Origin of the sequence: Neorhizobium huautlense (genome assembly GCF_002968575.1) — a bacterium.
In the GTDB taxonomy this organism is placed as follows: Bacteria; Pseudomonadota; Alphaproteobacteria; order Rhizobiales; family Rhizobiaceae; genus Neorhizobium; species Neorhizobium huautlense.
Map to the genome: position 1 here is coordinate 43,046 of NZ_PVBM01000029.1, position 11,440 is coordinate 54,485.

Annotated in this window: 7 protein-coding genes; 3 read left to right on the forward strand and 4 right to left on the reverse strand. The window is 62.3% G+C overall.

The window, feature by feature from the left end:
• Positions 1-40 precede the first annotated feature (40 nt).
• Positions 41-1,303 carry an SGNH/GDSL hydrolase family protein gene (locus C5L12_RS23800; RefSeq protein ID WP_105374540.1) on the forward strand — a complete coding sequence of 421 codons (1,263 nt, stop codon included), beginning with the start codon at positions 41-43 and terminating at the stop codon, positions 1,301-1,303.
• 160 nt (positions 1,304-1,463) lie between these two features.
• On the opposite strand, the gene C5L12_RS23805 is transcribed toward C5L12_RS23800, so the two are convergent.
• From C5L12_RS23805 to gltB, 3 genes are read right to left on the reverse strand one after another with little or no spacing between them, the layout of a single operon-like run.
• The gene (locus tag C5L12_RS23805) at positions 1,464-2,918 is read right to left on the reverse strand and encodes a glutamate synthase subunit beta (RefSeq protein ID WP_105374541.1); all 1,455 of its coding nucleotides are present in this window, start codon (positions 2,916-2,918) and stop codon (positions 1,464-1,466) included.
• Positions 2,919-2,930: 12 nt separating this feature from the next.
• Positions 2,931-3,098: a hypothetical protein gene (locus C5L12_RS28220; protein ID WP_157949107.1), complete on the reverse strand. Its 168-nt coding sequence runs from the start codon at positions 3,096-3,098 to the stop codon at positions 2,931-2,933.
• Positions 3,095-7,816, reverse strand: coding sequence for a glutamate synthase large subunit (gene gltB, locus C5L12_RS23810; protein ID WP_105374542.1), 4,722 nt, complete (start codon positions 7,814-7,816; stop codon positions 3,095-3,097). Before gltB ends, C5L12_RS28220 begins: the two co-directional genes overlap by 4 nt.
• A gap of 470 nt (positions 7,817-8,286) precedes the next feature.
• Between gltB and C5L12_RS23815 the strand changes: the two genes are divergently transcribed.
• Positions 8,287-9,336 (forward strand): threonine aldolase family protein, encoded by a 1,050-nt coding sequence (locus C5L12_RS23815; RefSeq protein WP_105374543.1) that lies wholly within the window; start codon positions 8,287-8,289, stop codon positions 9,334-9,336.
• Between the two features lie 13 nt (positions 9,337-9,349).
• Here C5L12_RS23815 and C5L12_RS23820 read toward each other — a convergent pair whose 3' ends face one another.
• A complete protein-coding gene (locus C5L12_RS23820) occupies positions 9,350-10,207 on the reverse strand; it encodes a LysR family transcriptional regulator (protein ID WP_105374544.1) in 858 nt (285 codons plus the stop codon).
• An 87-nt stretch (positions 10,208-10,294) separates the two neighbouring features.
• Here C5L12_RS23820 and C5L12_RS23825 point away from each other — a divergent pair, with 87 nt between their 5' ends.
• A complete protein-coding gene (locus C5L12_RS23825) occupies positions 10,295-11,293 on the forward strand; it encodes a bile acid:sodium symporter family protein (RefSeq protein WP_105374545.1) in 999 nt (332 codons plus the stop codon).
• Positions 11,294-11,440: the final 147 nt, after the last annotated feature.

Below are 11,440 nucleotides of genomic sequence, written 5' to 3' on the forward strand. Positions count from 1 at the left end.
CGTTTTGCCCCACATCCTTCGGATGAGAATGCCAGAGCGTATGAGGCGCGGTAGAGGCGTGAAGACTTTGCAGGAATCCCGGCAAAACAGGACATGGCTTCGAGCCTTCCTGTTTCTGCTGGCGTTGGTGATCGCGCTGCCGGTCCAGCTACGGACGGCCACGGCTCAGGAACCGGCCCCTCGCCGGAATATCTTCGACATGCTGTTCGGCGGCCCCCGCTACGAGCGTTATGAGCGTTACGAACCCTACGAACCTCGCCCGCGCCGACGCTATCAACGGGATGGCTCGGTCATCGAAATGCGGCCGCGGCCGCGCAATCGAGGCACTGCCGGCCGCGCGGCGCCGCCGCGCCCGCAGCAGCAAGCGATTACGCCGCCTGCGCCGGAACCGGTAGCCAAGCTTGAAAACGCCAAACAGGTCCTCGTGGTCGGCGACTTCATGGCGGGTGGCGTGGGCAGCGAGCTCGAGAACACTTTTGCAATGTCTCCGGGCGTCGTGATCAGCGAGCGCAGCGACGGTTCTTCGGGTCTCGTACGCCAGGACCATTTCGACTGGCCGGGGCAGCTTCCCGTCATGCTGGACGAGCTGAAGCCGACGGTCGTGGTGGTCATGCTCGGCGCCAACGACCGCCAGCAGATGTCGATCGGCAGCGGAAAGGAAAAATTCCGCACCGACGCCTGGTTCAAGGAATACGAGGCGCGCGTCGCCGGACTTGCCGGCATTGTCGCCGCCCGCAAAGTCCCCCTCTTGTGGGTCGGGCTGCCTTCCTTCCAGTCTCCGTCGATGACATCGGATGCGGTGACGCTGAACGCCATCTACCGCAACCAGGTGGAAAAGGCAGGCGGGGAATTCGTCGATATCTGGGATGGCTTCGTCGATGAAGACGGGAAGTTCGTGATCACCGGCTCGGACGTCAACGGCCAGCAGGTGCGCTTGCGCGGTTCCGACGGCATCACCTTCACCAAGGCCGGCAAGCAGAAGCTTGCCTTCTATGTCGAAAAATTCGTTCGCCGATACCTGGGCGAGATGGCAAGTCCCGATCTCGTCAAGCTCGACGGCACCAATCTGCCGCCGCTCGTCACGCTTCCGGCCGCACCGGGCCAGGCCGTGCCGGTACATCCGATCAGCCTGTCGGATCCTGAACTCGACGGCGGCAAGGACCTGCTTGGCGCCGGTCCCTTACCGACCGTCATGGTGGAAACCCCGCGCGACAAGCTGGTCAAACGAGGCGAACTTGCCCCGCCGCCGGCGGGCAGGATAGACGATTATCGGATTCCGGCCGCGGGTGCGGCGACACGTTAGCGATAAGCGCCAACCTCGCCGCAAGCGAAGAGGCTCGCTCTGCGCGATGCTGGAGATGAGATGAAAACGGCGCGGCACTCCGATCTCCCCCTTGAGGGGAGATCATTGGGAGCATGCCGCATGCCTCACATTATTCGTCGGCCTTGCAAAGAGACCCCGCTTACCGCGGCAGGACCGAGCTCCCCATCAGGGCCTCGTCGATCGCCCGCGCCGCCTGGCGGCCTTCACGGATCGCCCAGACCACCAGAGACTGGCCGCGGCGCACGTCCCCTGCTGTCCAGAACTTGTCGACCGAGGTCTTGTAGTCGCGATCGTTGGCGACGACGTTTGTCGAGCCGCGGCGGTCGACATTCAGCGTCAGCTTGCCGTCGAGTTCGGCAAGAACGCCGTCGGCGAGCGGGCCGGAGAAGCCGATTGCGATGAAGGCAAGGTCCGCCTTGATGATGAAATCGGTACCGGCGATCGGCTTGCGGCGTTCGTCGACTTCGCAGCAGCGTACGCCCGTGAGCTGCCCGTCCTCACCGATGAATTCAAGCGTCGCCACTTGGAATTCACGAACCGCCCCCTCCGCCTGCGAAGAAGACGTGCGCATCTTCGTCGCCCAGAAAGGCCAGACGGCGAGCTTGTCTTCCTTTTCCGGCGGCTGCGGGCGGATGTCGAGCTGGGTCACCTTGACGGCGCCCTGGCGGAAGGCCGTGCCGACGCAGTCCGACGCCGTGTCGCCACCGCCGACGACGACCACATGCTTGGCGCCGGCGAGGATCGGATCGGACGGCCAGGCGACGCTCTCGATGTTTTCACGGCCGATGCGGCGGTTCTGCTGCACGAGATAGGGCATGGCATCGTAGACACCATGCAGGTCGGCGCCGGGAATGCCGGCCGGGCGCGGCGTTTCCGAACCGCCGCAATAGAGCACGGCATCGTGCTCCGCCATCAGCTTTTCGACGGCCAGGTCGACGCCGATATTGACGCCGGTATGGAAGGTCACCCCTTCGCCCTTCATCTGCTCGACACGACGGTCGATGAAGTTCTTCTCCATCTTGAAGTCGGGGATGCCGTAGCGCAGGAGGCCGCCGGGCTTCGACTCGCGCTCGTAGACATGCACTTCGTGACCGGCGCGACCGAGCTGCTGGGCAGCTGCCATGCCGGCGGGACCGGAGCCGATGATCGCCACCTTCTTGCCCGTATGGACCGTCGCCGGCTGCGGTGCGATGTAGCCGAGTTCGTAAGCCTTGTCGGCAAGCGCCTGTTCGACGGTCTTGATTGCGACCGGCGCGTCCTCAAGGTTCAGCGTGCAAGCTTCCTCGCACGGCGCCGGGCAGACGCGGCCGGTGAATTCCGGGAAATTGTTGGTGGAATGGAGGTTGCGGATCGCCTCTTCCCACTTGTTGTTGTAGACGAGGTCGTTCCAGTCCGGGATCTGGTTGTGAACCGGACAGCCGGTCGGCCCATGGCAATAGGGAATGCCACAGTCCATGCAGCGCGCGGCCTGCTTGGTGACTTCCGCATCCGACATCGGAATGGTGAACTCGCGGAAATGGCGGATGCGGTCGGACGCCGGCTGATACTTCGCCACCTGCCGGTCGATTTCCAGGAAACCCGTTACCTTGCCCATGTTTTACCCTTTTCAAAGCAGGGTGCCCGTAGGACCCCAATACCAGTAAGCGAAGCCTAGAACCGCCCCCAGCACGATGAATTCCAATGCGACGTTGCCGCTCTCCATGAATGCCGCCGCCGGAACGGCGATGGCAACGATCAGCGAAATCAGCCGGTGAACGACTGCAAAACGGATCACTCCGCCGCGATCCCCATCCGCATCCGCTCCATCTCGACCAATGCACGGCGGTATTCGACCGGCATGACCTTGCGGAATTTCGGCCGGTATTCGGTCCAGCGATCAAGGATCTCCTTGGCGCGGGTCGAGCCCGTGTAGTGCAGGTGGTTGGAGATGAGCTGGTAGAGGCGCTCCTCGTCGTGGCGCGTCATGTCCTCGGAAACGTCGACACGTCCCTTATGCATGAGGTCGCCGCCGTGATGGTGCAGCTTCTCCAGCATGTCGTCCTCTTCCGGAACCGGCTCGAGTTCGACCATCGCCATGTTGCAGCGCTTGGCGAAATCGCCCGTTTCGTCGAGCACATAAGCCACGCCGCCGGACATGCCGGCCGCAAAGTTGCGCCCCGTCTCGCCGAGCACGACGACGATGCCGCCGGTCATGTATTCGCAGCCGTGGTCGCCAACGCCCTCGACGACGGCGATCGCTCCGGAGTTGCGCACGGCAAAGCGCTCGCCCGCGACGCCGCGGAAGTAGCATTCGCCGCTGATTGCGCCGTAGAGCACCGTGTTGCCCACGATGATCGAGTTCTCCGCCACGAGCTTGGAGTTTTCCGGCGGACGCACGATGATCCGGCCGCCCGAAAGCCCCTTGCCGACATAGTCGTTGCCGTCGCCCACCAGATCGAAGGTGATGCCACGGGCGAGGAATGCGCCAAACGACTGTCCCGCGGTACCCGTCAAGGTCACATGGATCGTGTCGTCCTTGAGCCCCTTGTGCCCCCAGCGCTTGGCAAGCGCGCCCGACAGCATCGCACCGGCGGAGCGATCGACGTTCTTGATCGACACGTCGAAGACCACTGGCTCCTTGCTGTCGAGTGCCGCCTGCGACTTCTCGATCAGCTTGCGATCGAGAATGTCGTCGATCGGATGCTTCTGCCGCTCGGTCCAGTAGGTCGCCTGCTTCGGAGCCTCCACCTTGTGGAAGATCTTCGAGAAATCGAGGCCCTTCGACTTCCAGTGGGCGATCATCTCGTCCTTCTCCAGAAGCTCGGACATGCCGATGATGTCGTCGAGCCTGGTGAAGCCGAGCGAAGCAAGGATTTCGCGCACTTCTTCGGCGACGAAGAAGAAGTAGTTGATGACGTGCTCCGGCGTGCCCTTGAAGCGCTTGCGCAGAACCGGGTCCTGCGTCGCGACGCCCACCGGACAGGTGTTCAGGTGGCACTTGCGCATCATGATGCAGCCGGCTGCGATCAGTGGTGCGGTGGCGAAGCCGAACTCGTCGGCCCCGAGCAGCGCCCCGATGATCACGTCGCGGCCAGTCTTCAGACCGCCGTCGACCTGCAGCGCGATGCGCGAGCGAAGTCCGTTCAGCACCAGCGTCTGCTGGGTTTCGGCAAGACCGATTTCCCAGGGGCTGCCGGCGTGCTTCAGCGAGGTGAGCGGAGAAGCGCCCGTGCCGCCGTCGAAGCCCGCAACCGTGATATGGTCGGCGCGCGCCTTGGCGACACCTGCCGCAACCGTGCCGACGCCCACTTCCGAGACGAGCTTCACGGAAATGTCCGAAGTCGGGTTGACGTTCTTCAGGTCGAAGATCAGCTGCGCCAGGTCTTCGATCGAATAGATGTCATGGTGCGGCGGCGGCGAAATGAGGCCGACGCCCGGCGTCGAATGACGGGTCTTGGCGACAGTCGCGTCAACCTTGTGGCCGGGCAGCTGGCCGCCTTCGCCGGGCTTTGCACCCTGCGCCACCTTGATTTGCAGCATATCGGCATTGACCAGGTACTCGGTAGTCACGCCGAAGCGGCCGGAAGCGATCTGCTTGATGGCCGAGCGCTCAGGATTCTGGCTACCGTCCGGCAACGGCATGTAGCGGTCGCTTTCCTCGCCGCCCTCGCCGGTGTTCGACTTCCCGCCGATCCGGTTCATGGCGATGGCGAGCGTCGTATGCGCCTCGCGGCTGATGGAGCCGAAGGACATGGCGCCCGTCGAGAAGCGCTTGACGATATCGACGGCCGGCTCGACCTCGTCCACCGACACCGGCTTGCGGCCGATCGTGTCAGCGGTCTTGATCTTGAACAGGCCGCGGATGGTGTTCATCCGGGACGAGGTCTCGTTCACCATCTCCGCAAATTCGCGGTAGCGGTCCTGGCTGTTGCCGCGCACCGCGTGCTGCAGGGAGGCAATCGCATCAGGCGTCCAGGCATGGCTCTCGCCGCGCATGCGATAGGCATATTCGCCGCCGATATCCAGCGTCGAGGCAAGAACCGGATCCTTGCCGAAAGCCGCATGATGGCGTGCGACGGTTTCTTCCGCGATCTCGGCAAGGCCGATGCCTTCGATCGTCGTGGCAGTGCCGAAGAAATACTTCTCGACCAGTTCCGACGACAGGCCGACGGCGTCGAAAATCTGCGCGCCGCAATAGGACTGGTAGGTCGAAATGCCCATCTTGGACATGACCTTGAGAATGCCCTTGCCCACGGCCTTGATGTAGCGATAGACGATTTCGCTCGCATCCACTTCCTTCGGGAATTCGCCGCGCATATGCATGTCGGTCAGCGTGTCGAAGGCGAGGTAGGGGTTGATCGCCTCCGCGCCGTATCCGGCCAGACAGCAGAAATGATGGATCTCGCGCGGCTCGCCGGTTTCGACCACGAGGCCGACAGACGTGCGCAGCCCTTTGCGGATCAGGTGATGGTGCACGGCCGCCGTCGCCAGAAGCGCCGGGATCGCGATGCGGTCCGGGCCGATCTGGCGGTCGGAAAGCACGATGATGTTGTAGCCGCCCTTGACCGCCGCTTCCGCGCGCTCGCAGAGCCGGTCGAGCATTTCCGGCATGCCTTCGGCGCCGCGCTCGATGTCATAGGTGAAATCGAGCGTCTTGGTGTCGAACCGGTCTTCCGTGTGGCCGATCGAGCGGATCTTTTCTAGGTCGCCATTGGTCAGGATCGGCTGGCGAACTTCGAGGCGCTTGGCATTCGCCGCGCCCTCGTGATCGAGAATGTTCGGACGCGGGCCGATAAACGACACGAGGCTCATGACGAGTTCTTCGCGGATCGGGTCGATCGGCGGGTTGGTGACCTGCGCGAAGTTCTGCTTGAAATAGGTATAGAGCAGCTTCGACTTCGCCGACATGGCAGAGATCGGCGTATCGGTGCCCATCGAGCCCACGGCTTCCTGGCCGGTCGTCGCCATCGGCGACATCAGGATCTTGGTGTCCTCGGAGGTGTAGCCGAAGGCCTGCTGGCGGTCGAGCAGCGACACATCGCGGCGCAGCGCCCGCGGTTCCACCGGCTTCAGGTCTTCAAGGATGAGCTGGGTGCGATCGAGCCACTTGCTGTACGGGTGCTTGGTGGCAAGCTCCCGCTTCAGCTCGTCGTCGGAGATGATCTGGCCCTTCTCCATATCAATCAGCAGCATCTTGCCGGGCTGCAGACGCCACTTCTTGACGATGCTTTCCTCCGGCACCGGCAGCGTGCCGGCTTCGGAGGCGAGAATGATGCGATCGTCGTCGGTCACCATGTAACGAGCCGGGCGCAGGCCGTTGCGGTCGAGCGTCGCGCCGATCTGCTTGCCATCGGTGAAACAGACGGCAGCAGGGCCGTCCCACGGCTCCATCAGGGCCGCATGATATTCATAGAACGCCTTGCGCTCCTTCGACATGGACTGATTGCCGGCCCAGGCTTCCGGGATCAGCATCATCATCGCGTGCGCCAGCGAATAGCCGCCACGCGTCAGGAACTCGAGCGCGTTGTCGAAGCAGGCCGTGTCAGACTGGCCCTCGTAGGAGATCGGCCAGAGCTTTGAAATGTCGTCGCCGAAAAGCGGCGAGGAGACAGATGCCTGACGCGCCGCCATCCAGTTGACGTTGCCCCGCAGCGTGTTGATTTCGCCGTTATGGGCGACCATGCGGTAGGGATGCGCCAGCTTCCAGGAGGGGAAGGTATTGGTCGAGAAACGCTGGTGCACGAGCGCCACCGCCGTCTCGAACCGCGGATCCGACAGGTCCTTGTAGTAAGCGCCGACCTGATAGGCCAGGAACATGCCCTTGTAGACAATGGTCGAGGACGACAGCGAGACCGGATAGAAGCCGGTCTCCTGGCCGCCGAACTGGTCGTAGATGCGGTTGGAGATGACCTTGCGGACGAGGAAGAGCTGGCGCTCGAATTCGGCGTTCGTCGCGGCATCCCGACCGGCGCCGATGAAGACCTGCAGATGATAGGGTTCGGTCGCGGCGATATCGGGCGCCTTTGACAGCGAGGAATTGTCGACCGGCACCTCGCGGAAGCCGAGGAACTGCTGACCTTCTTCCGCAATGGTTTCGACGATCACCTTCTTGAAATGCTCGATCTGCTCGCCATTGCGCGGCAGGAAGAAATGGCCGACCGCATATTCGCCGGCCTTCGGCAGGGTGACGCCCTGCTTCGCCATCTCCTCGCGGAAGAAGCGGTCGGGAATCTGCACGAGAATGCCCGCGCCGTCACCCATCAGCGGATCGGCGCCGACGGCTCCGCGATGCGTCAGGTTCTCAAGGATGAACAAACCGTCCTTGACGATCTGGTGCGACTTCTTGCCCTTCATATGGGCGATGAAGCCGACGCCGCAGGCATCGTGCTCGTTGCGCGGATCGTAAAGCCCCTGGGCAGCCGGAATCCCGGAGGCGACGAACGGAGCGCGAGCTTTCGTCTCGGCAGAGACTTGGGGCTCGGCGCCTGATATCTCGGAGATCATCTTCGTCATCGTCATTCCTCCTGTTGGCCGCCGACCGGCGGGCAAAGTGGCTCTTTATTGTCTCGTCTGGATGACAGGGCTTCCGCCATCCCTACTCATGCGATGGCGCCGCTCCAGCGTCCGCTGCAGCCTTAGCAACCGCAGCATAACCCGGATCGGCGTCCCCGTCAGCGGAAAAGAGGGGCAGAAGGCCCGTCAATTTCCGCAAATTAGGTCAGTCATTCTGTCCTAATTTTCAGTTTCTATGCCATAGATATGAGTTCTTAACAAGAGCCGGTCTGGAAAAATCTGCGGCGTAAACGACACTACATTGCGGGATAACGCGTATTCGACGAAATTTAATTACGCCGAATAACAAGAAGGATTCATTTCATTGCCCTCCGCATAGGTCCACTGTGTGACCTTGCCTTTGGCCGTTGATTACCGGACCAAAACGCTTAAGCTCCACTCGCCTTTCAAAGACCATTCAAGGTTCCTCCATGTTTTTTTCTTCCGACAACTGGGCCGGCGCCCATCCCGCCATCAATGAACGCCTGTCGAAGGAATCGACACGCTTTGCCGCGGCCTATGGCACCAGCGATCTGGACAAGGCCGTGGAAGCCCGGTTCAACGAAATCTTCGAGAGGGACGTCTCCGTTTATTTCGTCTCGACCGGCACGGCGGCAAATTCCCTTGCGCTCGCCAGCATCGCCCGCGTCGGGGGCGTTGTCTTTTCCCATTCGGAAGCGCATGTGATCGAGGACGAATGCGGCGCGCCGGATTTCTTCAGCGGCATGCGCATGGTTCCGGTCGAAGGCGAAAACGGCAAGATCGACCCTGAAAAGCTCGCGGCCCGCATTGCTGGCTTCCCGCAGGACTCCGTTCATCACGGCCGTGCCGCTGCCGTCACCCTTACCCAGGCCACCGAAAGCGGCACCGTTTATTCTCTGGGCGAGATCGACGCCATCACCGCCGTCGCCAAGGCGAACGGCCTGCCGGTCCATATGGATGGCGCGCGTTTTGCTAACGCCCTTGTTGCGTTGGATGCAACGCCGGCGGAAATGACGTGGAAGCGCGGTGTCGACCTCCTCTCCTTCGGCGGCACCAAGAACGGCTGCTGGTGCGCTGAAGCGATCATCTTCTTCAATCCTGATCTCGCGAAGGATTTCGCCTTCATCCGCAAGCGCGCCGCCCAACTCTTCTCCAAGACCCGCTTCATCTCGGCACAGTTCGAAGCCTATCTGCAGGATGATCTCTGGCTCAACATGGCAAGCCACGCCAATGCCACGGCCGATCGGCTGCGCGCCGGCATCCGTTCGTTGAACAGCACCAGGCTTGCCTGGGAAACCACATCGAATGAGGTCTTTGCCGTGCTCAACAAGGCTTCCGCCGAAGCGGCGCAGGCCAGAGGCGCAAAATTCTACGACTGGCCGGAACCGAAGAACATGCCGGAACCAGTCAGGGAGGGCGAAATGCTGATCCGCCTCGTCACCTCCTTCGCCACCACCGAGGAAGATATCGACCAGTTCCTGTCAATCTGCCGGGGCTGATCCCGATCTCCCTCTACGGTTGCCCCTGTGGCGCGATCCGCGCCGCAATGAGATCCGACAGCGCTTCCGTGAGTGCGGCATCGGCGCCGCGCCGCGGAACCAGAACGAACTCCACGTCCTCCAGGACCGGCAGGCGGTCGGCAGGCACTTCCTTGAGGCCCGCAGGCGCCATGCTGCGCGGCTGCACCAGAACGCCCATGCCTGCCCGGGCCGCCGCCGTCAGCCCGCTGAGACTTCCGCAGGTACAGACGATCCGCCACGCCATCTTCTCCCGGTCGAGAGCCTCCTGCGCCACCCGTCTGGTGATGGAAGGCGGCGGAAAGGCGATCAGCGGCAGCGCGTCTCCCCGCGACAGCACATGCTCGGGATCGCGCGCCAGCCAGACGAGCGGCTCGCGATAGAGAAGCCGCCCATGCGTTTCGCCGATATGCCGCTTGGCGAGCACGAGGTCGAGGTCGCCGGCATCCTGCATCTGATAGAGCACGGCCGAAAGCGCCACCGTCAGTTCCAGGTCGACCAGTGGATAGAGGCGGATGAAATCCTCCAGAATGGAGGTGAGCCTGTTTGCGACCACATCCTCCGACACCCCGAGCCTCAGCCGCCCCCGCAACCGGCTTTCGCCGAAAAGCGATGCGACCTGCCCATTGAGGTCGAGCATGCCGCGGGCATAACCGAGCAGTGCCTCGCCCTCCGCCGTCAGCCTCACTTGATGCGTGTCGCGAAAAACCAGCTGCCGCCCGAGCGATTTTTCAAGCCGCTGGATATGCTGCGTCACTGTCGATTGCCCGATCCCCAGCCGGATCGCCGCCTCGGTGAAGCTCCCGGTCTGCTGCAGCATGACGAAGCTGTTGAGGTGATGGAGGTTGAGCATCTAAATCGCACTTCGTGATAACTGTTAGTGTTTGCATCGTGCTTCATGATGAGCGATTTGCAAAGTCCACTCAAGGAATGCTGCCTCATGACCCGTTTTCTGCCGGACCGCTTTACGGTCCTCCTCGTCTGCACCGTCATCCTTGCTTCGGTCCTCCCTATCCAGGGAGAGGCGGCGGACTGGTTCGGCACCGCGACCGATATCGCCATCGGCCTCCTTTTCTTTCTGCATGGCGCGCGGTTGTCGCGGGATGTCGTGGTGGCCGGTGTCCTGCACTGGCGCCTGCATCTGACTATCCTCGTGACGACATTCGCGATCTTCCCGCTGCTGGGATTGGCAATCGGCTTCATTCCGGAGAGCATCCTCCCCTCGCCGCTCTACATGGGCATCCTCTTTCTCTGCGTTCTGCCGTCCACCGTCCAATCCTCGATCGCGTTTACCTCCATGGCGGGCGGCAACGTGCCGGCAGCGGTCTGCGCGGCCTCCGGCTCCAATATTCTCGGCATGTTCCTGACGCCTCTGCTCGCGGGCATCCTGCTGTCGACCACCGGCGAGGCCGGCTTCTCCATGGATGCGCTGGAAAAGATCCTGCTGCAGCTCCTCGCGCCTTTCGTGGCTGGGCAGGTCCTGCAGCCCTGGATCGGCGGCTGGATCCGCTCGAAAAAGAAGATACTTGCGCCCGTCGATCGCGGCTCGATCCTGATGGTCGTCTATCTCGCCTTCTCGGAAGCGGTGGTTGAAGGTCTCTGGCATACCTTCTCCGCAGCGGATATCGGCGTCGTCATCCTCCTCGACGTAGCACTGCTCGCGATCGTCCTCTGCCTCACCATGTTCGGCAGCCGGGCGCTCGGTTTCTCGAAAGAGGACGAGATTACCATTACCTTTTGCGGGTCGAAGAAGTCGCTGGCAAGCGGCGTGCCTATGGCCAACGCCATCTTAGCCAGCCAATCCTCTTCGATCGGCGCAATCGTCTTGCCGCTGATGCTCTTCCACCAGATCCAGCTGATGGTCTGCGCCGTCATCGCCCAGAAATATGCTGGCCGGCTGAAGAGAGAAGAAGAAGTAACCGCAGCAGCGGCAGCCTGAATCGGCATAGGGGGCGATTTAATCAATCGCACCCCTGCCACACCACCCGGCATGCGGGTCCGCACCGGGCGGTTTGAGAGATTGAGGCTAAGCGAGCCTGGGTAGTCCGATTTGATCGGCCCATTTGATGGTGAGGACACTGTTGAG

Coding starts and splice junctions, on each gene's coding strand:
- C5L12_RS23825 (WP_105374545.1), top strand. CDS start 10,295: ATGACCCGTTTTCTGCCGGACCGCTTTACGGTCCTCCTCGTCTGCACC.
- C5L12_RS23820 (WP_105374544.1), bottom strand. CDS start 10,207: ATGCTCAACCTCCATCACCTCAACAGCTTCGTCATGCTGCAGCAGACC.
- C5L12_RS23815 (WP_105374543.1), top strand. CDS start 8,287: ATGTTTTTTTCTTCCGACAACTGGGCCGGCGCCCATCCCGCCATCAAT.
- C5L12_RS23800 (WP_105374540.1), top strand. CDS start 41: ATGAGGCGCGGTAGAGGCGTGAAGACTTTGCAGGAATCCCGGCAAAAC.
- gltB (WP_105374542.1), bottom strand. CDS start 7,816: ATGACGAAGATGATCTCCGAGATATCAGGCGCCGAGCCCCAAGTCTCT.
- C5L12_RS23805 (WP_105374541.1), bottom strand. CDS start 2,918: ATGGGCAAGGTAACGGGTTTCCTGGAAATCGACCGGCAGGTGGCGAAG.